Annotated in this window: 17 protein-coding genes and 7 pseudogenes; 5 read left to right on the forward strand and 19 right to left on the reverse strand. The window is 70.3% G+C overall.

The features are described from left to right. Nucleotides 1-14: 14 nt before the first annotated feature. From mmuM to ACMTAK_RS15175, 5 genes are all read right to left on the reverse strand, one after another. A complete protein-coding gene (mmuM, locus tag ACMTAK_RS15155; protein WP_413806737.1) occupies nt 15-956 on the reverse strand; it encodes a homocysteine S-methyltransferase in 942 nt (313 codons plus the stop codon). Nucleotides 957-979: 23 nt separating this feature from the next. Continuing rightward, the gene (locus ACMTAK_RS15160; protein WP_413806738.1) at nt 980-1,903 is read right to left on the reverse strand and encodes an LLM class F420-dependent oxidoreductase; all 924 of its coding nucleotides are present in this window, start codon (nt 1,901-1,903) and stop codon (nt 980-982) included. Between the two features lie 18 nt (nt 1,904-1,921). Next, on the reverse strand, nt 1,922-2,407 hold the full coding sequence (locus ACMTAK_RS15165; protein WP_044569264.1) for a DUF6099 family protein: 486 nt from the start codon (nt 2,405-2,407) through the stop codon (nt 1,922-1,924). 344 nt (nt 2,408-2,751) lie between these two features. Continuing rightward, on the reverse strand, nt 2,752-3,114 hold the full coding sequence (locus tag ACMTAK_RS15170) for a nucleotide pyrophosphohydrolase (RefSeq protein WP_413806739.1): 363 nt from the start codon (nt 3,112-3,114) through the stop codon (nt 2,752-2,754). After that, a complete protein-coding gene (locus ACMTAK_RS15175) occupies nt 3,107-4,255 on the reverse strand; it encodes an AAA family ATPase (protein ID WP_413806740.1) in 1,149 nt (382 codons plus the stop codon). The genes ACMTAK_RS15170 and ACMTAK_RS15175 overlap by 8 nt, the downstream gene beginning before the upstream one ends. 146 nt (nt 4,256-4,401) lie before the next feature. On the opposite strand from ACMTAK_RS15175, the gene ACMTAK_RS15180 reads away from it, so the two are divergent. Together ACMTAK_RS15180 and ACMTAK_RS15185 are read left to right on the forward strand one after the other, a co-directional pair. Continuing rightward, a complete protein-coding gene (locus ACMTAK_RS15180) occupies nt 4,402-4,926 on the forward strand; it encodes a hypothetical protein (RefSeq protein ID WP_413806741.1) in 525 nt (174 codons plus the stop codon). A gap of 351 nt (nt 4,927-5,277) precedes the next feature. Then, on the forward strand, nt 5,278-7,443 hold the full coding sequence (locus ACMTAK_RS15185) for an MMPL family transporter (protein ID WP_413806742.1): 2,166 nt from the start codon (nt 5,278-5,280) through the stop codon (nt 7,441-7,443). A gap of 1,117 nt (nt 7,444-8,560) precedes the next feature. On the opposite strand, the pseudogene ACMTAK_RS15190 reads toward ACMTAK_RS15185, so the two are convergent. From ACMTAK_RS15190 to ACMTAK_RS15240, 11 genes and pseudogenes are all read right to left on the reverse strand, one after another. Next, nucleotides 8,561-8,862, reverse strand: a pseudogene (locus ACMTAK_RS15190) (XdhC family protein); the annotation flags it as partial. A gap of 81 nt (nt 8,863-8,943) precedes the next feature. Beyond that, nucleotides 8,944-10,022, reverse strand: a pseudogene (locus ACMTAK_RS15195) (xanthine dehydrogenase family protein molybdopterin-binding subunit); the annotation flags it as partial. Nucleotides 10,023-10,024: 2 nt separating this feature from the next. Beyond that, nucleotides 10,025-10,868 (reverse strand): annotated as a pseudogene (locus ACMTAK_RS15200) (FAD binding domain-containing protein); the annotation flags it as partial. Between the two features lie 60 nt (nt 10,869-10,928). Continuing rightward, a pseudogene (locus ACMTAK_RS15205) lies at nt 10,929-11,529 on the reverse strand ((2Fe-2S)-binding protein). Between the two features lie 336 nt (nt 11,530-11,865). Then, nucleotides 11,866-11,955 (reverse strand): annotated as a pseudogene (locus tag ACMTAK_RS15210) (cupin domain-containing protein); the annotation flags it as partial. A gap of 65 nt (nt 11,956-12,020) precedes the next feature. After that, the gene (locus ACMTAK_RS15215; protein ID WP_413806743.1) at nt 12,021-12,773 is read right to left on the reverse strand and encodes an HAD family hydrolase; all 753 of its coding nucleotides are present in this window, start codon (nt 12,771-12,773) and stop codon (nt 12,021-12,023) included. Then, entirely contained in the window at nt 12,770-13,579 is an 810-nt protein-coding gene (locus ACMTAK_RS15220) for a DeoR/GlpR family DNA-binding transcription regulator (protein WP_413806744.1), read from the reverse strand. The genes ACMTAK_RS15215 and ACMTAK_RS15220 overlap by 4 nt, the downstream gene beginning before the upstream one ends. A gap of 167 nt (nt 13,580-13,746) precedes the next feature. Further along, complete coding sequence (locus tag ACMTAK_RS15225) at nt 13,747-14,781, reverse strand: zinc-dependent alcohol dehydrogenase (protein ID WP_413806745.1); 1,035 nt, start codon at nt 14,779-14,781, stop codon at nt 13,747-13,749. A 233-nt stretch (nt 14,782-15,014) separates the two neighbouring features. Continuing rightward, entirely contained in the window at nt 15,015-15,899 is an 885-nt protein-coding gene (locus ACMTAK_RS15230; protein ID WP_413806746.1) for a carbohydrate ABC transporter permease, read from the reverse strand. Beyond that, entirely contained in the window at nt 15,896-16,855 is a 960-nt protein-coding gene (locus ACMTAK_RS15235; RefSeq protein ID WP_413806747.1) for a carbohydrate ABC transporter permease, read from the reverse strand. Before ACMTAK_RS15235 ends, ACMTAK_RS15230 begins: the two co-directional genes overlap by 4 nt. Nucleotides 16,856-16,931: 76 nt before the next feature. Next, entirely contained in the window at nt 16,932-18,284 is a 1,353-nt protein-coding gene (locus ACMTAK_RS15240) for an ABC transporter substrate-binding protein (protein ID WP_413806748.1), read from the reverse strand. Between the two features lie 454 nt (nt 18,285-18,738). On the opposite strand from ACMTAK_RS15240, the pseudogene ACMTAK_RS15245 reads away from it, so the two are divergent. Further along, nucleotides 18,739-19,044: pseudogene (locus tag ACMTAK_RS15245) on the forward strand (hypothetical protein); the annotation flags it as partial. 139 nt (nt 19,045-19,183) lie between these two features. Here ACMTAK_RS15245 and ACMTAK_RS15250 read toward each other — a convergent pair. The 3 genes from ACMTAK_RS15250 to ACMTAK_RS15260 form a co-directional block, all read right to left on the reverse strand. Then, nucleotides 19,184-19,774 (reverse strand): hypothetical protein, encoded by a 591-nt coding sequence (locus tag ACMTAK_RS15250; RefSeq protein WP_413806749.1) that lies wholly within the window; start codon nt 19,772-19,774, stop codon nt 19,184-19,186. Nucleotides 19,775-20,087: 313 nt separating this feature from the next. Further along, a complete protein-coding gene (locus tag ACMTAK_RS15255) occupies nt 20,088-20,381 on the reverse strand; it encodes a hypothetical protein (RefSeq protein ID WP_413806750.1) in 294 nt (97 codons plus the stop codon). Then, nucleotides 20,381-20,737, reverse strand: a complete 357-nt coding sequence (locus ACMTAK_RS15260) for a hypothetical protein (RefSeq protein WP_413806751.1) — start codon at nt 20,735-20,737, stop codon at nt 20,381-20,383. The genes ACMTAK_RS15255 and ACMTAK_RS15260 overlap by 1 nt, the downstream gene beginning before the upstream one ends. 492 nt (nt 20,738-21,229) lie before the next feature. On the opposite strand from ACMTAK_RS15260, the gene ACMTAK_RS15265 reads away from it, so the two are divergent. Both ACMTAK_RS15265 and ACMTAK_RS15270 read left to right on the forward strand, forming a co-directional pair. Then, nucleotides 21,230-22,987: a sulfatase family protein gene (locus tag ACMTAK_RS15265; RefSeq protein ID WP_413806752.1), complete on the forward strand. Its 1,758-nt coding sequence runs from the start codon at nt 21,230-21,232 to the stop codon at nt 22,985-22,987. A 730-nt stretch (nt 22,988-23,717) separates the two neighbouring features. Continuing rightward, a pseudogene (locus tag ACMTAK_RS15270) lies at nt 23,718-23,882 on the forward strand (IS110 family transposase); the annotation flags it as partial. Between the last annotated feature and the right edge of the window lie 151 nt (nt 23,883-24,033).

Consider the following 24,033-nt stretch of genomic DNA (forward strand, 5'->3'; position numbering starts at 1 on the left):
CGATCCTCCCTCGCCTAATGGTTTCTCACCACGGCCGCCAGCTCAGCGATCCGCTCCGGGCCCACCCGGCAGCAGCCGCCGATGAGCCGTGCTCCCGCGTCCCGCCATGCCTTCACCCGCCCCGGGTCGAAGGTCGCCCGGCCGCGCCAGCTCCGTGCCGTGGCATCCCACTCCTCTCCGCTGTTCGGATACACCACCACCGGTTTGCCGGTGATGTCGGCCGCGATCTCCACGGCCCGGTCCGCGTCGCCCGGCTCACAGCAGTTGACGCCGACCGCGATCACCTGGTCGACCCCCGCGGCCAGGGCGAACGCGTCCCTCAGCGGCTGCCCGGCCCGGGTGGTCTCCCCCGCGATGCTGTAGGAGAGCCATACCGGCACCCCGCATCCCTCGACGGCGCTCAGCATCGCCGCGGCCTCATCCGCGTCCGGCACCGTCTCCAGCGCCAGCGCGTCGGGACCGGCCGCGGCCAGCGCCTCGATCCTCGGCCGGTGGAACCGCGCCAACTCGGCCACGCTCAGCCCGTACCGCCCGCGGTACTCGCTGCCGTCCGCCAGCATCGCCCCGTACGGGCCGACGGAGGCGGCGACCCACACCGGCTCCGCGCCCCGCTCACCCGCGGCCGCCCGCTCGGCGGCCGCCCGCCCGGCCCCCGTACGCGCCAGCTCGACACTGCGCCGCAGCAGCGCCGTGGCCTCCTCGCGGCCCACGCCCCGGTGGGCGAAGCCCTCGTAGGTGGCCTGATAGCTGCCCGTGATGAGCACCCGTGCGCCCGCCCGTGCGTAGGCGGTGTGGGCCGCCTCGAGCTGCCCCGGGTCGTCGGCCAGCAGCCGGGCCGACCACAGCTCGTCGGAGAGATCGCAGCCCTGTGCCTCCAGCTGGTTGGAAAGACCGCCGTCGAGGACGAGCGGTCCGCGCTCCAGCGCGGCGGCCAGGGAGATGGGGGTTACGGACATCACGGGTGCTCCTGGTGGTGCGCTCAGCCCAACTGGGCCTGGACCTGCGAGGAAATCAGCTCCAGGTGGTCGAGGTCGGTCAGGTCCAGCATCTGGAGGTAGAGCCGGGAGGCGCCCGCCTCCGCATAGCGGCCGATCTTCTCGACGACCTCGGCCGGGGAGCCCGCCAGACCGTTCTTCTTCAGCTCCTCGACCTCCCGTCCGATCGCCGCGGCCCGCCGGGCGACCTCGGCGTCGTCCTTGCCCACGCACACCACCAGCGCGTTGGAGTACACCAAGTCGTCACCCTTGCGGCCGGCGGCCTCGGCCGCCGCCCGCACCCGGCCGAACTGGCGCTCACTGTCCTCGGGCGAGGCGAACGGCATATTGAACTCGTCCGCGTACCGTGCGGCCAGCCGCGGGGTGCGGGTGGCCCCTTGGCCGCCGATCAGCACCGGCACCTTGCTCTGCGCGGGCTTGGGCAGCCCCGGGGAGTCCACCAGCTGGTAGTGGGCACCGTCATGGCCGAAGGTCTCACCGACCGGGGTCTGCCACAGCCCGGTGACGATGGCCAGCTGCTCCTCCAGCCGGTCGAACTTCTCCTTGGGGAAGGGGATCCCATAGGCCCGGTGCTCCTCCTCGAACCAGCCCGCGCCCAGGCCCAGCTCGACTCGTCCACCCGACATCTGGTCGACCTGCGCGACCTGGATCGCCAGCACACCGGGCAGCCGGAAGGTGGCGGCGGTCATCAGGGTGCCCAGCCGGATCCGCCGGGTCTCGCGGGCCAGCCCGGCCAGGGTGATCCAGGCGTCGGTGGGGCCGGGGAGGCCGTCCACATCTCCCATGTGGAGGTAGTGGTCGGACCGGAAGAAGGCGTCGAATCCGAGGTCCTCGGTGGCCTTGGCGACGGTGAGCAGCGTGTCGTAGGTCGCCCCCTGCTGGGGCTCGGTGAAGATGCGAAGATCCATGGCACCCATCCTGCCTCGTCACGCGGCACCACCCCACTCCCCACCCCACTCGCGGAAGGTGAGGTGCCTGAGCATGCCGTGCACCCGGTCCCGGGCCTCGTCCGCGGCGTCGATCGCCTCCACGCACTGCCAGTACAGCGCCTCCTCCTCGGTATTGGAGGCGACCCCGACCAGCGCGAAGCCCGCCTCCGCCAACAGCTCCCCCAGCGCCGGCAGCACCTCCCTCGGATCGCGCACCTCCGAGAGCTGGGCGGCCCGTAATCCGCCGCCGCGCAATGTGGGGTGGTGCAGCGCCGGGTGGAACAGGGCGCCGCGCGCCCGCCCGCCCGCCTCGCACAGACCGCGCGCCTCCGCTCGCGCGGCCGCCGGGCCGCTCACCACGAAATATCCGCCGACCGCTTCGGCCAGCGCTTGAACCTGCCAGGCTTCGGCCACGATGTCGTGCACGCTCCCGGCCTTCGCCAGGGCGTGCCGGGTGACACCGATCAGCCGCATCGCGTCCATTCCCGCACCCCTCTCAACGGACTTCCGAGCCCGTCACTCCTCCACTACCCAGAGTGATGACTAACAGGCCGAAAAGCTAGGGGAATTCAGGAATCTGTTGACAACAGTTGCGATGTGGATAACTTCTTCACTACGGAGAGTGACGGATCAAGGGGTCGGAGCCCCGCGAGTCACCGGAGATCGCGGTTCACCGTCACGCCCCCCGTTCACCGGCATAGCCCCCCGTTCACCGCGAGATCACCCATTCACCGCCAAAGCCCCCGTTCGCGCTCAGCCCCCACCGACACCGCGCTCAGCCCCGAGTACCTCGCCCCCACCCGTCCGCGTTCAGCCCCCGTACGCCGTCAGCGCCCCCCGTTCACCGGAAACCGCACTTCATTCCGGTCGATCTTCGCCGAGAGCGCCGCGAGCGCGTCGATCCCCAGCACCTCACAGAACTGGAGCAGATACGCCAGCACATCCGCGACCTCGTCCTCGACCCGGCCCGCCCTCCCCTCCTCCTCCATCACCCGCGCCGACTCCTCAGGCGTCAGCCACTGGAAGATCTCCACCAGCTCCGACGCCTCGACGCTCAGCGCCGCCGCGAGGTTCTTGGGGGTGTGGTACTGCTGCCAGTCGCGCGCCGCCGCGAAGGCGGCCAGTCTGCGCTGCAGCGCCGCCACATCCAGGCCGTCGGTTCGTCGCTCGCTCTCATGGGACTCACTCACGCCCCAGGTTTACCACCGTGACGGGGGCGTCCCCGACCGCCCCCGTCACGTCCCCCACCGTCCCCACGAGCCGGATGTGCCCCCGTGCGCACATCCGGGCCGCCACCCCCAGGAGCTCCCGCGCCTGCCGCCGGTCCAGACACCGGTCGAAACCGTCGGCCAGCACGGTCAGCACCTGCCGCGCGGGGAGCACATCGGCCGCCGGGTCCATGGCCAGCACACCGGGCCCGGTCAGCAGCACCAACGCGAGCGCGAGATACCGCAGCTCGCCGTCGCCGAGACGCTCCACGGGCATCGCGCCGAGCTCCCCCTGCTCGACCAGGGCCCGCACCACCCCGTCCGCGCGCCCCTCCGTGACCAGCCCCTCGACCGGCCCGGCGCACCCCGCCCGGACCGCCGCGACCAGCGCCGCGTGCCGCGTACCGCACTCCCGGCTGGTCCGCCGCAGCACCGCCGCCAGGTTCTCGCAGCCGCCGCGCAGCCGCCCGTCCCTCGGCGGCGCCGGCGCCCGCATCCGGTCCGGCCGCGGATCGCAGGGGAAGACCGAGCGCAGCGCGATGACCACCTGCTCGGCGGCGGCGAGCGCGAGCCGCTGCCCCTCCGTCGTGCCCGCGACCCGCAGCGGCAGCAGGGAGGTCGCCAGCCGGTCGTCGGGCAGCGGGGCGCGGGTCACCGCGACCGCGCCCGCCGTATGCCAGGCGGCCTGGACACAGCGCCGCCCCGGGTCGCGCAGCGCCGTCTCCAGCAGGGTCTCCCCCGCCCCCGTCATCCGCTCGCCCACGATGCGCAGTTCGGGCTCGGCCTGTACGGCGACATCGATCCGTACGGGCCCGACCGGGCCGTCCACGGTGCAGCCGATCCGGAAGCCGCGCCGCCCCTGCCGGTCCGGCCGCGCCCGGCGCGGGATGTACGCGGCCGGATCGCGGAACACCTCCGCGAGCCGGGCGCCGCCCGCGAGCCGGGCGAGCGCCGCGTACGCCTCCAGCACCCCGGACTTGCCGCTGCCGCTCGGACCGGCGATCAAGGTCAGCGGTCCCAGCCGAAAAGCGGCACGGCGGTGGCTCTTGAAGGCCGACAGCCTCAACTCGGAGACGATAGGCCGCAGCTCGGTCCTTGCGGGCAGCAGCCCGGATGCGCTCATGCTCCGGAACATATCTGTGGCACATACCGCCGAACCGTTACTCCTTCCGTATCTTCCTACCATCGGGGGATAGCCGCGGTGGCCGATGATGACCAAGGGACAGCGGATGTTCGGCGCTCGAGGAATTGAGGACGGTACGGGGGCCCATGGCTGACAGCACGTTCTGGATCGCGGCCCTCACCGGCGGCACCGCCGTCCTGGCCAGCTGGGTCACCAGCCGCGGCAACACCCGGGCCGCCCGGATCCAGGCGGACACCGCGGCGCTCGCCCAGCGCGCGGAACGGCTGCGCGACAGCAGGCGCACCGCGTATCTCGATCTGATCGAACAGACCCACAGCATGGGCGAGTTGTACTGGGAGGTCGCCGCCGTCGAGCGCACCGGCACGGCGGAACGCCGCCCCGGCCTCCTGGACGAGCTGGCCGAGCGCGAACGCGACGAGTACGGCAAGATGCGCCGCTGTGTGCGCGTGGTCGAGCTGGAGGGTCCGGCCGCCGCGGCCACCGCCGCGAACGCGCTGCAGAAGGCCACCGGCCCGTTCCACCGCGCCCTGGGCGCGATGCGCTCCGGCGAGCCGGAGGCGGGGCAGCGCTTTCACGACGCGTTCAGGCCGTTCTGGCAGGCCCTCACGGACTTCGTGGACACGGCGAAGACGGCCCTCCAGGAGGTCTAGCGCGGGGTCCTGACGAGGCGTATGGGGTGTGTTGTCAGGAAGCGGACGCGCCGGGCGGGAACACGTTCGCGAGCAACCACCGGACGCGCCAATTTTGTCAACTACGTGTCAGCCCGGCCCACTTCGCGGCCCGCCCGCACCGCGACCCCCGAAACTCGGACGGTGGCCGTCGGCCCGGAGCCCGAGGGGCGCCATCATCAGCACGGATGCTGAGAGGCGGATCGCTTCCCTAAACCCTTTGGTGGAGCCGCCCTCACCCCCCAGGCCGATTTCCACGAGGACACGTGGTGCCGCCCGAACGGCTGTCCTAGCGTGCCCTCTTACTGGAACCTTAAATCCCTAAGGAGCGTCATGTTCGGGCGAATAGGACGGTTCTCCGTCAACCGTCCATGGTTGATCGTCGCGATGTGGATCATCGCGGCGATCGGCCTGGCCATCCTTGCCCCACCGCTGAAGTCCAGCACCGACCAAGCCGACTTCCTGCCCTCGCACTATGAATCGGTGCGGGTGTCCAAGCTCCAGGAGCACGCGTTCCCGCAGCAGGAGAGCGCGGCCGCCATCCTGGTCTACCAGCGGCCGGACGGCGGAAAGCTCTCCGAGGCCGACAAGGCCGCCGTCATCAAGGCGACCAAGGGGTTCCAGGACAAGAAGTACAAGACCTTCAAGTCCGTGGTGACCACGCCCGAGGCCGTCTCCAAGGACGGCAAGATGGCGCTGGCCAACATCTACTCGACCAAGAAGGACGTCTACAACCAGGACACCCAGAAGTCGGTCAAGGATCTGCGCGCGGACCGCGACAAGCTGCTGAAGGGCACCTCGCTGAAGGTCTCCGTGGCCGGTCCCGCGGCCTCGGCGCTCGATTCCACCGAGTCCTCGGGTGACACCGACGCCATGATCATGATGGCCACCCTGGTCCTGATCATCGTACTGCTCGGCGCCATCTTCCGCAGTCCGCTCATCGCGCTGATGCCCGTGCTGATGATCCTGGTGATGTTCATCATGGCCCAGGGTCTGATCGCCACCGCCAGCGATCTGTTCGGACTCGAGGCCGACAGCAGCGTCTCCGCGATCCTGATCGTGGTGCTGTTCGGCGTCGGCACGGACTACATGCTGTTCCTGCTGTTCCGCTACCGCGAACACCTCCGCCAGGGCCAGGAGCCCAAGGAGGCACTGGTCAAGGCGGTTTCCCGGGTCGGCGAGACCATCGCGTCGGCGGCCGGCGCGGTCATCGTGGCGTTCCTCGCCCTGACGCTGTCGACGATGGGCAGCATGCGCGCCATGGGGCCCTCGCTGGCGATCTCCGTCGCGGTGACCCTGGTGGCCGCCCTCACCCTGGTGCCCGCGGTGTTCTCACTGCTGGGAACGAAGGCGTTCTGGCCGTCCAAGGCGTGGAAGCAGGCGCCCCGCAACCGGCTCGCCAACGGCACCGGCTCCCTGGTCTCGCGCCGTCCCGGGCTGATCGCCACGGTGTCCGCCTGTGTGCTGGCGGCCCTCGCGGTGGGCGCGTTCGGCTTCAAGGCCGAGTTCGACACCGACAGCTCGCTGCCCAAGGACCTGGAGTCCGTCCAGGCCATGGCGGAGCTGCAGAAGAGCTTCTCGGCCGGTGAGTCCGACCCGAGCCTGGTGTACGTCCAGTCCAAGGACGGCGCCAAGCTGGACGCCGCGGCGCTGACCGGGTTCCGCAAGAAGCTGGAGGGGGTCGAGGGCGTCGGCGAGGTCTCCCCCGCCGTGCCCAACCCCAAGGGTGACGTGGCCCAGTTCAGCGTCGTGCTGAAGTACCGGCCCGCCTCCGAGAAGGCCATCTCGCTGGTGGCCGGGGAGCTGCGGGACACCGCGCACGCCTCCGCGCCCCAGGGCAGCGAGGCCCTGGTGGGCGGGACGACCGCGGTGCTGAGCGACATCGAGGACGCGGTCAACCACGACTACCGGCTGGTGTTCCCGGTCGCGGGCGTGGCCATCATGCTGATCCTCGGCCTGCTGCTGCGCAGCGTGGTGGCGCCGCTGTACCTGATGCTCGCCGTGGGCCTCGGCTTCGCCGCGACCCTGGGCTCGACGGTCTGGCTGTTCCAGGACATCAAGGGCGAGAACGGCCTGCTCTTCATGCTGCCGATCGTGGTCTATCTGTTCGTGGTGGCGATCGGCACGGACTACAACATCCTGATGGTGGCCCGATTGCGGGAGGAGGTCGGGAAGGGCAAGTCCCCGGCCGAGGCGGCCCGGCTCGCGGTGGCCCAGTCGGCGCCGACGATCGGTTCGGCCGCCATCATCCTGGCGGGCACCTTCGGTGTGCTGATGCTGGCCAGCAACACCATGCTCCAGCAGATGGGCTTCGCCGTCGCCTTCGGCATCCTGCTCACCGCGTTCATCATGGCGCTGCTGCTGGTGCCGACGGTGACCGCGATGCTCGGCTCCAAGGCGTGGTGGCCCAACCACCGCTTCGACTCCCCCCACGCGTCCGGTACTTCCGGTCCGGGGCGGGCCGAGGAGCCCGACACCGCGGAGACCGTACGGGTGTGATCCGCGGCTCATACGGCCGCCGAAACGCCGCGGTGGCCCTTCGCGACATCGTCGCGGAGGGCCACCGCCGGCAGACCGCGTCGAGCTTCCGTCGCAACGCACGGAAGGAGAGCTCGATGGACCGGTGGGACCGGATCGGACGGCCGGCCGCGTACGGGGGCGCCGCCGCCATGGCCCCCTATGCCGTGATCAAAGTGTCGTGGGTGGTCGGCTCACTGCTCGGACTGGCGCCCGTCGGGGCCGGGTTCGGGCTCGCCGAATGGGTGGTGCTCAACACCGTCACGGTCGGCATGGCGGTCATCGGGATCACTCTCGTACTGGCGCTGGCCCGGCCGTGGGGGATGCGGCTGCCCGGGGTGCCGCTGGTCTTCTGCGCCTGGGTCGGCGCGGGGTTCCTGGTGTCGATGCTGCCGTACGCGGTGGCCGGCTCGCTGGTGTCGGAGCCGGACACCCCCGGGTCCGGGGGCGACAGCGACCCGCAGATGCCCGGCTGGGAGGCCGCCCTGATCCAGTTCGGCTTCATCGGCATGGGCGTGGGCCTCACCCTCGCGCTCCCCGCCTATCTGCGCAGGCGCTGGCCGGAAGCGTTCACCGGCCGGACCGGCGGTCCCTCACCGCTCGGCCGGGCGGCCGTGGCGCTCGGTTCCGCCGTCGGCCTGATGTGGCTGTACTGGGCGGCGGGCGGCACCGCGGGCCTCGCCCACCCCGACGAGGGCCGCACCGCCTGGCGCCTGCTGTGCGGGATCTGCGGCACCTGGGCGCTGGTCGCCGCGTGCGCCGTGGCCCGTCCGGGCCGCGAGGGCCCCGGACGGCTCCCCCGCTGGCTGCCGTCGGTCCTCGGCTGGCTCGGCTCGGGCTCGCTCTTCGCGTGGAGCGGCTGGAAGCTGCCCTTCACCCTGTACGTCGCGATCGCCTCGCCCCCCGACGCCGTCCTCCCGGAGCGGCTGGGGCTCGCGATCGCCCTCCACCTGTGCGCCGTCGTGGCGGGCGGCGCCATGATGTGGGCCCTCACCCGCGCCCCGGGTCCGCACCCGCCGGATGTCGGACTCAGCGGATCTCGAAAGGGGCCGGCCGGCCCGCGGCAGAGCCCTGGACCGGTCGGCCACCGCCCGGTGCGCCGGGCCGCGGGATCGATGCGCTGGACGAAGACATCGAGTTCGCCGCCGCGGGTCAGGTCGACGGCGATGGCGTCGCCGTCGGAGCAGCCGAACCGGGCCGGCCGCGGAGCGCCCCGGTCATGGAGCACCTGTCGGCACAGCTCGTAGACCGCTCCCTCGACGCGGCCGCCGGAGATGCTGCCCACCGCGTTGCCATCTCGTCCACCGCGACCGACGAGCCGGTCGGCAGAGGAGCGCTGCCGTGCACGCCGACCACCGTGGGCAGGGCGAAGGGGCGTGCCTCGCGGCACCAGCGGCGCAGTGTCCGGCAGCCGGATGGGCCGGCGCTGCCGGACGACGAGCGGTGCGCACTCCGCCGGACCGAAGTGCCGGTGGGTCAGAGCTACGCCTCCGCGGTGATGGGCATGTCGCGGACGCGGCGGCCGGTGGCGTTGAAGACCGCGTTGGCGATGGCGGGCGCCACCCCGATCATCACGAGCTCGCCGAGACCCTTGACGCCGAGCGGGTCGGCCTCGCGGTCCTCGCCGTCCAGTAGATCGCCTTGAGGTCGGGGACATCGGCGTTGACGGGCACGAGGTAGTCGGCGAGGTTGGTGTTGACGATGCGTCCGTCGCGGTGGTCGGTGACCGTGTGTTCCAGCAGGGGCGTGCCGATGCCGCCCACCATGCCGCCGATGGCTTGGCTGTCGGCGAGCTTGGGGCTGATGATGCGGCCCGCGTCGTACACGCCGAGCACACGCCGCACCCGCACGAGGCCCAACGTCGCGTCGACGGCCACCTCGGCGAAGGTCGCGTTGTAACCGTAGAAGGAGTGCCGCTGCGCGCCCGACGGCGGCACACAAAGAGCCGCCGCTTCCAGGTGGGTGCGGTCGTTGCGGGCCAGCAGCCGCCGGTACGTCTCCCCGCGCGTGGGGTTGTTCTTCACATGCAGTCGGCCGTTGCGTACCACGACATCGCCGGCCGCCACCCCGTACAGCGGCGACTCGGGGTCCTCGACGGCCAATTCGATCGCCTGACGGCGGACCTTGTCGCAGGCGTCGAGGGTGGCGGAACCGACGCTGGCCATAGTCATCGAGCCACCGTGCGGTGGGGTCGGCGGGTAGCGGGAGTCCCCCAGCCGGAAGGTGACCGTGCGCACGGTCAGTCCGAGGGCGTCGGCGGCGACCTGGGTCTGGGAGGTGTACGTACCCGGGCCCATGTCGGTGGCGGCGGCCTCGACCAGCGCGGTGCCGTCGGCGTCCAGGCGGGCCCGGGCCTGGGCGGGCATGCGCGCGGTGTCGTAGACGCCGGCGGCCATGCCTCTGCCGATCAGCCAGTCCCCCTCACGCGTCGAGCGCGGCCTGGGGTTACGGCGATGCCAGCCGAACTCGCGGGCACCGACGGTGTAGCACTCGCGCAGCCGACGGGTGGAGAAAGGCAGCCCGGACGACTCGTCCTCGTTCGGCTCGTTGCGCCGGCGCAGCGGCGTTCGCCGACGAGGTGTCGCTCGACGGCGGGCAGCTTCCAGGGCACGGTGCCCACGCCTCCGACGGCGACCTTGGCCTCGCGGATCACCCCGCCGCGTAGGTGCAGCGCGACGGCCGCCGACGTCAGGGCGAACTCGTACGACTGCCGGTCACGCACCTTCAGATAGCCGGACCTGAGCGGGCGCGGAAGAGCGGGAATCTCCACTTCGGTGATCAACTCACCCTTGTTCAGGGCGTGTTCGCGTTGCGGGGTGCTGCCGGGCCGCAAGAGGAAGTCGGCAAACGGGACTTGGCGTGCCCCGTCGGGGCCCAGCAAGTGCACCTGGGCCTCCAGGGCGGCGAAGGCCACGGCGGCGTCGGACGGGTGCGTGGCCACGCAGGCGCCGGAGGTCCCGAGGATGGCGTGGGTGCGGTTGACACCATGCAGCGCGGCGCAACCAGAGCCGGGCTCACGCTTGTTGCAGTCGGAGCTCACGTCCCGGAAGTACGTGCACCGGGTGCGCTGCATGATGTTGCCGCCGATGGTCGCCATGTTCCGCAGCTGGGCCGAGGCACTCAGCTCCAGGGCCTCGGAGACGACGGGATACAGGGTGCGCACCTTCGAGTGGGCGGCGGCCTCGGACATGGTCGCCAGGGCGCCGATCCGCAGGCCCCCGCGCTCGGTCACCGTGATCTCGCGCAAGGGCAGGCCGCTGATGTCGACCAGGCCTTCGGGGCGTTCGAACGGTCTCGCGCATGAGGTCGACCAGGGTGGTGCCCCCGGCGATGTAACGCCCGCCGCGACGGCCGGCGTCGAGAGCTTCACCGGTGTCGGAGACACGCGTGTAGGCGAAGGGATACATGGCGGCCGATCCTCACTTCCGTCGCGCGGTCTGCTCGACCGCGCGCACGATCTTCACGTATCAGCCGCAGCGGCAGATGTTGCCGCTCATCCACTCCCGGATCTCCTCCGGCGAACCGGTGTGACCCTCCTGGATGCAACCCAGCCCGGAGACGATCTGACCCGGGGTGCAGTAGCCGCACTGGAAGGCGTCCTCGTCGATGAACGCCTGCTGCAACGGGTGGAGTTCGCGGCCGTCGGCGAGGCCCTCGATGGTGGTGACCTCGGTACCCTCCAGCCGGACGGCGAGCGTCAGACAGGCGTTGACCCGGTGGCCGTCGACCAGCACGGTGCACGCCGCAGGCCCCGGCGTCGCAGCCCTTCTTCGAGCCGGTCAGCCCGAGATGCTCGCGCAGCAGGTCCAGCAGAGAGGTGCGGTTGTCGACCGTCACGGTCCGGCGGGTGCCGTTGACCGTCAGGGAGACGCGGCTGGACGGTGGCCGCTCGGCGGCCGTCGCCTCCTCCGGGCCGAGGAGGGAGGTCCCTCCGATCACGCCTCCCGCGACGACCGCGCCACCGACCGCGGTGCTGGTGGCGATGAAGGTGCGCCGGGTGGGGGCCGGGGAAGACTCGCGGGATCCGGTGGGGGGTGGAACGGCAGACTCAGGGAGTTCAGTGGACATACGTACGCCTTCGTATCGCGGACGGATCGGCTGGACACGACAGCGGGTCGCCGAGAGTGGATCGTCGTCACCGCGGGGAACCGGTCAGCCGCGCGCTTTGGCGGCGGCGACTGGTCACCTGGGCAGTCTTGCACCACCGGCAACGCTCATGGCAGGGAGAGTTTCCTCCCCCTTTACGCTCCGTCCGGAGCAACCAGCCGACATCATCGGGGGCACTTTCGCGCGGGGAGAAGCGGGACGGAACCCCGTCGCCCGCCGATTGCGGACGCGGCAGGACGCCCTGACTCCCCCACTGGCCCGGGTTGCGTGATCGATGGGCCGGAGCTACTGGTTGCGGGTCTCGCCGGTGCGGGCCTCGAAGACGGTGCCGTCCCGGGTGCCGATCAGGGCGATGCCGGAAACGATGTGCAGGGTCTGGCCCAGGGCCCACGAACGGCTCCGCATCCTGGCCTCATGGGCCGCCGACCAGGACCTGTCGGCCTCCTCCCCCGTCACCTGACCGCGACGGGGCCGCCGAACCGCAGCACGTCCGTCAGGCCGCGCTCTCCGGTGCGGTGTTCCGCCGGCAGGATGTAGGTGCGCAGGCCGCAGGCGGCCGCGCCGCCGTCGCGGACTGGGTTGTCGCCGACCATGAGGGTGGCGCGGGGGTCCGCGCCGAGGTCGGCGCAGGCTTTGAGGAACAGTTGCGGGTCAGGCTTTTCGCGGTTCTGCTCGTAGGAGATCACGCAGGTGTCGATCAAGGCGTCCAGCCCGTGCTGGGCGAGGTGGGTGCGCAGGTCCCAGGCGAAGTCGCTGACGATGGCGATGCGCAGACCGCGCTCGCGCAGGGCCCGCAGGACCGGTTCGCTGTCGGGATAGGGAACCCAGGCGTCCGGAGCGGTGAGTTCCCGGTAGGCCAACTCCTCCGCGCCGCGCAGGAAGTCCACCTGCTCCCACCATCCCCACATGGCGCGGCGGTGCCGCTCGGGAGAGAGATCACGGCCTTCCTGGAGGGCGACGACGGAGGGCAGCCGGAAGGCGGTGCGCAACTGGCCGGAGATTCCGGCCACCGCGCCGGGCTCGTCCAGCACGGCGTGGCGGCCGGAGGCGGAGCCGACCCGGCGCAGCCATGTCTCCAGGTCGATCATCTGGAAGAGGGTATTGCTGAAGTCGAACAGGACGGCCTGGACCGGTGGCACGGGCGCGGCCATCTCGGCATCGCTGGGACGGTAGGCGCCGGGCGTTTCGAACAGGGTGTGGATCACGGGGAGGGCTCTTCGGGTTCGACCGTCTCGACGGGGACGTCGAGGTCGCGTATGGCCGCGAGTTCCGCGTCGGGGGTGCGGCTGTCGGTGATGACGGAGTGGTAGTCGGCCACGGTGCCGTACGCGTACGTGGCGGTCTTGCCGAACTTCGAGTAGTCCACCAGGAGCAGCGCCTGTTCGGCGGAGGCGAGCATGGCCAGCTTCACCTCGACGTAGTCGCTCACGGGGTGGAAGAGCCGTCCTTCCAGGACGGCGGTGGCGGACATCAGGGCGAGGTCGGCCCGGATCCGGGACAGGGCGCGGGTGACGGTGGGGCCGGTGCAGGAGTTGAAGTCGCCGCGGTAGTGGCCGCCCAGCAGGGTGACGTCCACCCCGGGGGCGGCGGACCCGAGGCGCTGCGCGAGGCCGACCGAGTTGGTCACGACGTGCAGCTGATCCACCTCCGCCAGCGCCGGGACCAGAGGGAACAGGGTGGTCGAGTCCTCCATGAGCACCGTGCTGCCCGGCCCGATCCGGCCGGCGACGGCCGCGCACAGCGCGTTCTTGGCCGCGAGGGCGTTGGTCTCACGGAAGCGGGTGGCCATCTCCATGGTGAGGGCGGGGAACGCGACGGCCCGCCCCCGCTCCTTGCGCAGCAGATGCCGCCCGGCGAGGTCGTCCAGGTCCCGGTGCATCGTCATCAGACTGACGCCGAAGCGCCGGGCGAGGTCGTCGATGCGGGTCTCGCCATGGTCGGCGACGTACCGCAGCACAGCCTGGCGCCGCTCCTCAACGGCGGCCTGCGACAGTCGCGTACGGGCGGTCACGGTGCCCCTCCTTCCCGGTCGCTCCGGTCTCGCAGTTTCCCATACGGGCCGGTGCGGGTCGGGGCCCGTCCGGCTCGCGGGTCCCGGGCCACCCGTGCGGCGACGACTGCGGCGTACGACGTGCGTATCCGCGTCCATATCCGCGTCCATGCCCGTGTGGCCGTGGGCTACGGTCCGTCCACCGTGACCAGTACCTTGACCTGCTCGGGGTCGAGGGATGCGGCGAAAGCCCCGGCGGCGTCCTGAAGCGGGTAGGTGGCGGTGACGATCTCGGCGGTGTCGATGGCGCCGGAGGTGATCAGGGACATCGCGGTGCGGTAGTCATCGCCGGTGTACATCAGCGTGCCCTCGATCCGGATCTCCCGGTCCTGCACCAGGTCGAGGCGGACGGGGGTCATCCCCGCGGCGCCGACGCCGACGACGATGATCGTGCCGCCCTTGGTGACCAGGTCGGTGGCCTGGGCCATGGACTGCTCGCGGACCACGCAGTCGAAGACGACGTCGACCGGTCCATCGAGCGTCTGACGGGCCTGGTCGGCGAGGCCGGTGGCGTCGGCGGGCAGGGCCACGTCGGCTCCGAGGCGCAGGGCGCGGTCCCGCTTGCCCGGCAGCAGGTCGGTGACGGCGATCTTCGCGGCGCCCGCGTGCCGGGCGGCAGCGAGGACGAGCAGACCGATGGGCCCGGCGCCGAGCACGACGACCGTGCGTCCGGTCAGATCACCGGCCTTCGCCACGGCGTGGACGGGGGTGGCCAGGGGTTCGACGAGGGCGGCCTCGATGTCGGTCATGTCGTCGGGGACGCGGTGGACGCGGTGGGCCGGGATGGTGAACAGGTCGGTCATGGCGCCGGGCGTCTGGCAGCCGAAGACCTTCAGGTCCTGGCAGATGTTGTAGCGGCCGGAGCGGCACTGGGGGCACCGGCCGCAGTACAGGTTGGGCTCGATGATCACCCGGTCGCCGGGCGCGAAGCCCCCGGCTCCCTTCCCTGCCGCGGCCACGACGCCCACCGCCTCGTGGCCGGGGCGGTAGGGCAGGTCGATGAAGGGATGGTGGCCGGCCGCCGCATGGGTGTCGGAGCCGCATACGCCGACGACAGTGGTACGCACCAGGAGTTCGTCGTCCCCGGGCACAGGGGCGGGCACCTGCTCAAGGGTGATGTCGTCGAGGGAACGGACGAGAACGCGGCGGATCTGCTCGGTCATGGTGACGGATTCCGTTCGGTGGGGGGTGTTCACGAGGAGACCAGGCCGGGCGGCCGGATCCCGGCCGTACTTCGGCGGGGTGCGTTCGTCGGCTGATGCGGCGCTCGCGGTGCAGCCCAACCGCCGTGCCTGGCCAGGCGTTCTCCGTTGATGTCGGCGGCGTCGAGCGCCCGGGGGCCGGATCGTCGACCGTGGCGATTTCGACGCGCCTGACTGGATGATGACGGCCGCTCTCACTTCACCGCTCCCAGGGACAGGCCGCGGACGAGCTTGTCCTGGGCGGCGAAACCGGCGATGAGGACGGGCAGCGACACCAGCGTGGCCGCCGCGCACAGCCGGGCCAGGAACAGGCCCTCGTTGGTGATGAAACCGACCAGGAACACCGGCGCGGTGGACGCCTGCGTGGCGGTGAGGTTGACGGCGAACATGAACTCGTTCCAGCTGAAGATGAAGCAGATCAGCGAGGTGGCGGCGAGTCCGGGCATGGCGATCGGCGCGACGACCCGCCACAGCACGGTGAGCAGATTGGCCCCATCGACCTCGGCGGCCTCCAGGATTTCCTGGGGGATTTCGGCGAGGAACGAGCGCATCATCCACACCGCGATCGGGAGGTTCATGGCGGTGTAGAGGACGACCAGTGTCCACACGTTGTCCAGCATCCCGGCGTCCTTGACGATCAGGTACACCGGCAGCAGGGCCGCGATGGCCGGCAGGAACTTCGTGGACAGGAAGAAGAACATCACGTCGGTCCACTTCTCGACCGGCTTGATGGACAGCGCGTAGGCCGTCGGCACCGCCAGGGCGAGCACCAGCGCCGTCGAAACCACGCTGGCCATGGTCGAGTTGAGGAGGAACGGCGTGATGTCCCGGCTGAACAGCAGCTTGTACTGGTCGAAGGTCAGGGGGGCGAAGGGGGTCGGCGGATTGGTCGCGGCGTCGGACTCCTGATGGAAGGAGGTGAGCACCATCCACGCGACCGGCGCGAAGAACGCCAGCGTGGCGAGCCAGGCGACGAACGTCCACAGGGGCGACAGGCGCTGCGCACCGGCGTGGTTGTCGTGGCGGCGGAGGAGCTTCTTGAACCTCGCGCCGGGGGCGGCGACTGCTGCGTGGGTCATCGGGATGCCTCCTCGCGGAACAGCGACGCGATGGTGCGCAGCGCGAAGGTCGCGATCACGATCGAGCCGAGCACGACGACGACACCGGCCGCGGCCGCCTCGCCGTACTCGTACTTGCGGAACATGGTCAGGTAGATCTCGTAGGGCAGGTTCGTCGTCTGCGAGCCGGGGCCGCCCTGGGTGATGGTGTAGACAGCGTCGAAGGTCTGGACGACGTAGATCGTGCCGAGCAGGATGCCCAGCTCGAGGTACTGGCGCAGATGCGGCAGCGTGATGTGGCGGAAGGTCGCCATGGCCGACGCACCGTCCATGCGGGCGGCCTCCAGGACGTCACCGGGCTGTGACTGCAGGCCGGCCAGGAGGATCAGCATCATGAACGGGGTCCACTGCCAGACCAGCGAGATCACGACGGCGGGCATGGGGTAGGAGGACACCCAGTCGACCGTGGGGCCGTGGTGGGCGCCGAAGAACCTGTATACGGCGTTGAGGGTGCCGTTGAGCAGCCCGTAGTCGGGGTTGTAGATGGCGTGCTTCCACAGCAGCGACGCCGCGACCGGCATGACGAGGAACGGGGCGATGAGCAAGGTGCGCGCGAGCCCGCGGCCGAGGAACCGGCGGTCGAGAAGCATCGCCAGGCCGAGTCCGAGGAGCACGCTGATGAGCACCACCGACGCGGTGAGGACGACGGTGTTGAGCACCGCTGTGCGCAACCGCTCGTCGGTGAAGACGAACGTGAAGTTGGACAGGCCGACGAAGTGCCGGTCGCCCGGCTTGAGGATGTTCCACTGGAACGTGGAGATGACGAGCGTGGCCACGAAGGGCAGTTGCGTGACGGCGATGGTGAAGATCAGCGCCGGCAGCAGCGGGATGCGGCGCCGCCACGTGGCCGTGCCCGAGGGCTTCCGGGTACGGGCGGGAGGTGGCGCTGTCTTGGGGGGAGCGGTGAGCGTGGTCATGAAAGGTTCCTCCGCCAGTGACGGCCGGTCAGGGAAGCGACGCCCGGCCGGGGGAGCGCCGGCCGGGCAATGAAGGTCACTTCTGGTAGTTCTCGGCGACGTCCTCGGCCTGCTTCTGGCCGTCCTTCAGCGCCTTGTCCACGCTGGTCTTGCCTGCGATGGCGGCGGAGATCTCCTGGGTGACCTTGGTTCCCAGGTCCTGGAACTCGGGGATGGCCACGTACTGGATCCCCACGGTCGGCCGGGGCTGGACACCCGGGTTGGCCGGGTCGGCGTGCTCGATGGACCTCAGGGTGATGTCACCGAACGACCCGGCGGCCTTCTGGTACTGCGGGATCTCGTACGTGCTGGCCCGCTTGCCGGCCGGAACGCGCGACCAGCCGAGCTTATCGCCGACCAGCTTCTCGTACTTCTTGCTGGAGGCCCACAGCATGAACTTCGAGGCGGCGTCGGCCTTCTTGGTGGTCTTGGGCATGGCCCACGCCCAACTCCAAAGCCAGCCGCTGTTCTTGGTCCGGGCGGTCGGCGCGTAGGCGTAGCCGACATGGCCGGCGATCTTGCTGGAGCTGGGGTCTTCCAGTGACCCGGCCGCGCTGGTCGCGTCGTACCACATCGCGACCTTCTTCTGGCTCATGGCGTTGAGACACTCGGTGAACCCGGACTGCGCCGCTCCCGCCTCTCCGTGCCTCCTGACCAGGTTGACGTAGAAGTTGGTGGCCTTCTTGAAGGCGGGGCTGTTGACCTGCGCCTTCCAGTCCTTGGTGAACCAGGTGCCGCCGAAGGTGTTGACCACGGACGTCAGCGGCGCCCCGAGCTCGCCCCAGCCGGCCAGACCGCGCAGGCAGATGCCCCGCATCCCCGGCTCGGCGCCGTCGACCTTGGCCGCGATGTCGGCGATCTGCTGCCAGGTCGGGTGCTCGGGCACCGTGATGCCCTTCGCGCTCATGACATCCTTGTTGTACATGAGGAAGGACGACTCGCCGTAGAACGGCAGGGCGTAGAGCTTGCCGTCGGAGCCGGACAGCGACTGCACCATCGGCCTCAGCAGGTCGGCCCTGCCGAAGCTCGTGTCCTTGTCGGCGTAGGAGCCGAGTTCGTGCAGCCAGCCGTTCTTCGTCCAGATGGGCACCTCGTAGGCGCCGATGGTGGCGACGTCGTACTGGCCGGCCTGGGTGGCGATGTCCTGCGTGACCTTGTCGCGCAGCTCGTTCTCGGGAAGGACCGTGAAGTGCACCTTGATACCGGTGTCCTTGGTGAAGGTGCTCTTGGTCAGCTTCGCGATGTCCTCCATTTGCGGGTTGCCCACCATCAGCACGTTGAGGCTCTTGCCACCGCCCGAGGATCCGCCGGCTCCGGCTCCGGAACAGGCAGTGGCGAGCAGGGCGGTGGCGGCGGCGCCGGCGATGAGGGCGTATCCGGTGGATCGCATGAGGGACCTCTCCTGCGGGTGGGGCTGGAATCTGCGTAGGGGGCTCCCGCCGCGGCGCCGCTCGTCGGGACCTTGACCGAGCTCGGCTGGGGAGGGGTGTGGACGCGGCCCTGGGGTGTGGGGCGCGATATCGATGACGGAATTATTAGCAGGAGACCGCGCCTTTGTTAACACATCTTGCGAGAAAAGTTCTCCGAATCTATCGGATGACTGTCTCGCGAGGGGGTGCGGGACGCCTCCGCCCCTCCACCTCCAGTCGCCGCCGAGATGGCTGACGACCGGGTCACGGTCGGCGGACGGAACAGCCTGCCCCGACCGTGCCACCGCCGTCTCCGAGGAGTCCCGTACGAGTGCCAGACCGGAAAGAGCCTCCAGCGCCTCCCGGTACACCGCATACGGCTCGTCGAGTACGGCGACCCGGTCGGGGCGGGGTTCGTGGCGTCTGAGTACGGCGGCGAAGGAGGGCACCTCCCGCTCCTCCTCCTACCGGCTGGACCCGGTGCTGCCCGCCGACCGCATACGGGCTCTGCCCAAGGGCACCGCCCTGCTGCTGGCCACCGGTGTACGGCCCGCCCTGATCCGGCCGCGCCCCTGGTACAAGGAGCCGGGCGCGGGCGCCATCTCGGCGGCGGCCAAGGCCGAGACGGCCGCCATCACCGAACGGGCCGCCCGCGCCTGGGCGGGTACCCCCTCGGCCGCCGAAGCCCCGACCAGGTGGCAGCGGGGAGCGGTACGCCTGGAGAAGCCGCACGCCGGGTAGGCGTCAGGGCCCGCGCGGCGGCCACCGGACCGTTCCGCGCCGTACGCGGCGCGACAGCCGCCTTCCGGCGGTGAGTTGCGCCGCGTACGGACGGGGCCCTGCCGGTACGACCGCGGTGCCGTAACCGGGCCGGACGGCATCACTGCCACACCGTTTCCCTCGCGAAGACGTCGTGGCCCGTGGCCAGCCGTGGAGGAGAGGTGCCGTCAGGGGGTGCGGAGAAGTCGGACACGGCGAGGTCGACCAGCTCTTCGCAGCCCTCCCGCGCGCATTCGCAGGAGAAGGGCAGCACGACGTCCGAGGCGTCCCCGAGCGCCCGCGCCCACCGGCGGGTGAAGAAGGTCCGGTACTGATCGACGAAGGCGCGGTTGGCGTAGCGGAGCAGCTGCCGCCGCTCGGTCCGGCTCGTCGCCGCCGGCCCGCGAGCGAGCACCTCGTCGAAGTGGCCTTCGACCTCCGTGACGACCTGCTCCAGGCCATACGAGCCGTCGACCACCAGCATCCGCCCTCCGCGTTGCTTCACCCCAGCCGCGATCACGTCGCCCAAGTGCTGGTAGAAGTCCCGTACGCCGGGCAACAGGTGGCGCTCGTCCAGTCGGCCCCGTTGCAGCTCCGGAGTCGGGATGAGCCATAGGGCCGTGCCGCTGCCGACCACCTTCGGCGTGATCGGTGTGCCCTCGGCAATCGTCAGCGGTGCGGCCGGGAGCGCGCGGAGGTCGTCTTCGACCATGAGCCCCGCGTACGTGGTGCAAGGACATCGCGAGCCTGTCCTCCATCGGCGCTGACCAGCGGTCATGGGTCGACATCTCCTCGAACTGGATCGCCGCCGGGTGGCCCGCGGCGATCGCCCGGTCGCGGTGTTCCCACGTGTGAGCGTCGGCGTTGTACCACCGCAGCCCGTGGCGCCGGGCGAGCAACCGGGCAACGGTGGTCTTGCCCACCCCTGGCGGGCCGCCCAGCCACAGAACGGATTCGAGGCCATGCGTCAACTGTCGCTCCTTGATCTGTAAGTCGAGCGGGGTGTTGGGGTCCCCGTGGTGTTCTCATCGGATACAGAACGCCGTCGGCGACCAGCGCCAGCCGGAGGTGTGCAGCATTTCGGCACGGTCGACGGCGATCTCCTGGCGCAGTCTCTTCTCGTCCTCGTCGTGGTAGGCTGCGGTGACGGTGGTCTGTCCCGCGTGCTTGCGGTAGAGCTCGCCCGGCTCGGCCTGCATCCATCCCTGGCTGACCGCCTCGCAGTACAGGACGAGGGCGGCATCCTCGAACGCCGGGATCGCCGACCAGCCGCCCACGAGACGCACCAGCTCCGTACGGGCGGTGAGCGTGGTGCCCATCACCGGCAGTTCACCGCGCTTGGCACCGTCCAGGAGCGCCCGCTCCGGCAGCGGCCCGGGGCCGGGGTCGTACGGGGGTCGTCGGCGTCGACGCAGCGCAGCAGCGCTCCGGAGGCGCGCGCCAGCCCCAGCGTGCGGGCCTGGGCGGCTCCACCCCAGCGGCCGGCCCCCTTCCCGATCCACGGTGCGTCCGGGAGGGCATCCAACGGCTTACCCGTCCGCCCGTCCTCCTGCACCGCCCACTCAAGCCGCCAGCCGGCCGGGAGCCTCTGCCCGGCGAGGCACTCGTACAGTTCGGGCAGGTGGGCGTACCCGCCCTCGTGCACGGGCGTCAGAACAGTGATCGTCGTCATCACGAGCCGCAACGGAGAGAGGGCCTGAGCGGTTCGGCGGACCGCGAGACACCGGTGACCCCGCCGAGGAGGCATCAGGGACTGCGCGCCGGCGTCACCGCGCGCACCAGCCGCTCGCCGCGACCGGCCCCACGGGCTTCACCGGTCGCGGCTCAGACGGTCACCGCGGAAGCCCCGCCCGCCGTTCAGCCGATCCCGTCCGGCGCCATCGCGCCCACTCATGTTCCCGAAGAGTGTTGAACCGAGTCCGCGCTCGCCCCGTAGTAGTGACCGACGAAAACCGCACGCGGAGGAGACCTTCCCCGGGCCTCGCCTCCCTTCACCAGGCAGGACACAGGCCGGTGACGCGGGCCCCGGGACCGTTCGCGGGCCCGTGAACACCCACTACGGGACTCGCGTCTGCCTTCGTGAGCTTAACGGCGGTTTCCCGTGAAGGGCACACGACCTGCCCGATCGGGCCTATCTCCACGGACGGATGTTTTGGATACCGGACCCATGAAAGCCACGATCACCGAGAAGACCGAGAGGGGGACGACGGGAAGGCGCCGGCACTCGGTGGTCTCCGTACCAACCACCGTGCTCGGCCTGCTTCTTCTGCTGCTGCCGGCCGCCACGGGGTGCGTCAGTGTCCAGGACGAACCGAAGGCCGAGAAGAAGCGGCCCAACGTGCTGATGGTGATGACCGACGACCAGTGGCTCGAGTCGATGAGAGTCATGTCCGAAACCCGGAAACTACTGGGCGACGAAGGCGTCACCTTTGACCGCTACCACCCGTCGTCACCGCTGTGCTGTCCCTCACGGTCGACCTATCTGAGCGGGCAGTTCGCCCACAACAACGGCGTACGGCACAACTCCGCCCCGCAGGGCGGCTACGACAAGCTCAACGAGAAGAAGACGCTGCCGGTGTGGATGCAGAAGGCCGGCTATGTCACCTCGCACATTGGCAAGTACCCCAACGGTTACGGCGTAAAGGATCCGAAGCACGTGCCGCCCGGCTGGGACGAGTGGCGCGGCGCGATCGATCCGACCACGTACAGGATGTGGGGCTACCAGCTCAACGAGAACGGGAAGCTGCACACGTACGGGAAGCCCAGCGAGGAGGACCCGAAGCTCTACCAGACCGATGTGTACCGCGACAAAGGCGTCGACTTCATCAAACGCAAGGCCGAAGGGGACAAGCCCTTCTTCCTCAGTCTCGCCTTTCTCGCACCGCACAGCGAGATCCTCCCGAATGAGGAGAAGGTGAACTCGGGCGACACCCCGGAATCCGGGCCGCCCCCGCATCCGGGCGTCGGGGCAGCCCCCCGTCCGGCGCCTCGCCACAAGGGCACGTTCGCCAACGCGAGGCTGCCCGAGAACCCCGCGTACAACGAGAGCGACATGCGGGACAAGCCACTGTTCCTCCAGCAGCGCCCGAATCTGGACAGCGAGACCACAGAGCGCATCACCGAGAGCTACCGGGGACGGCTGGAATCGCTGCTGGCCGTCGACGAGGCCGTGGCGAAGCTGATGAGCACGCTGAAGTCCACTGGTCAACTGGACAACACCTATGTGCTGTTCGCCGCCGACAACGGATTCTTCTTCGGCGAGCACCGCGTGCCCACGGGAAAGTTCCTTCCGCACGGCGCGTCGGGACAGGTGCCGATGCTGCTGCGCGGCCCCGGCATCGACGCGGGGCAGCACTCGAAGGAACTCACCAGCAACGTCGATCTGGCCGCCACCATCTCGGACATCGGCGACGCGGACCCGGACCTCGCACTCGACGGACGGTCGCTCCTGCCGTACGGGCGTGATCCCCGCAAGAGTAGCGGCAGGCCGGTGCTTCAGGAGATCGCGGAAGGTGCCCGCCGCACACCGGTGGCTCCCCCGGGCCCCGGCAAGCCGCCGGCCGGGGGGCCGCCGAACGACGACGTCTCCGCGGGGCGGGCCGCGGCTGCCGGGGACCTCGACATGGATGGCCCCGCCTCGCCCACCCCTCAGTCGCCTGGGAAGAAGCGGAAGGTCGGCAAGGGGGAAGAACTTTCCGCGGCGTACGAGGCAATCCGCATCGGCGACTATCTCTACGTCCGCTACAACGCCGGCGGCCGGGAACTGTACGACCTGGCTACCGATCCGCACGAATTGACCTCACGCCACAACGATCCGCGCTACAAGAAGGTCCGCGCATTCCTCGACCAGCGGCTGGACAAGCTGCAAGGGTGTGTGGGCGAGGAGTGCCGGGAGGAAATACCCCAGCCTCCCGAGCCCGAGTGAGCCGCCGTTCTCCCGCAACGCCAGATCCTGGCACGCAGCCCGGTAGTGCACGGAGAAAGTGCCCTCGCCTGGCTCTGCGTCCGTCATGTCCGACGGATACCGGGAGCACCGATCGGGATGATCGGCCGCCTTGCCGTACACGTGCGTGAGGCAATCGCACGACTCGGCGGGCGAGTTGAAGTGAACGGGCTCGGACGCGTACAACAACGGCAACAGGGCCTCCGGGAACCGCTCGGAATGGGGTCGCACCCCCGAGCTACAAAGGGCCCTAATCCCTAATCCCTTGCTATGGGTGTTCCGAGGGATCGGTTGGTTCTCGGGATGTTCGAGTGTCGGACCGCGACACCTCGTGGCTGCCAGGCGGGCAACGCCTCGCTTTGGACAGCGTGCGCGGTCCTGGTGCTCATGGTGGTGGCGGTCACGTGGGCGCCGCACGGATGCCCCAAAAGGCCCTGGCGTGTGACGCCTCAAGGCAGAGCGGCGACATGCGGTGCAGCGGGGCCGCCACCACCGTCGACGGGTGCTCGTCGGCACTGGACGGACACCTGTCCAGGTCTGGTCTCGATATCTCCAGCCAGAGCGGCGACGTCCAGGGCCGTCGAGCGTCAATACCGACCTTCTTGATCACTCGTTGGTGTTGGTGGTGCGAGCCCGCCGCACGGTGACCTCTTGATATGCCCGAGCCGTCCGAGCTCCTGCGCAGACCTCGGAGCGAACCCACGACGTCGCCCTGGTCGACGACGCCGGGGCGTTGGTGGCCAAGCGGCACATCACCGACGATGCGGCCGGCTACAAACTGCTGCTGGAACTGCTCGCCGAATACGGAGACACCGAGGAGAACCCGATCCCCGTGGCGATCGAGACCTCGCGCGGCTTGCTGGCAGGCGGCAGGCGCGGGCGTCGTCGAGCAGCGTGGCCCGCGTCCTTGACCTGCATGATTCTCCCACGTCCAGCGGTCACCGACACCGACTCAAGCTCCGCCACGCGGCACCATAAGAGCCTGGACGCTCTCCCGGACCCGGTCGGACCACGGCGTTGGCATGAGC

The organism is Streptomyces lacaronensis, assembly GCF_047337785.1.
Lineage (GTDB): Bacteria > Actinomycetota > Actinomycetes > Streptomycetales > Streptomycetaceae > Streptomyces > Streptomyces lycopersici.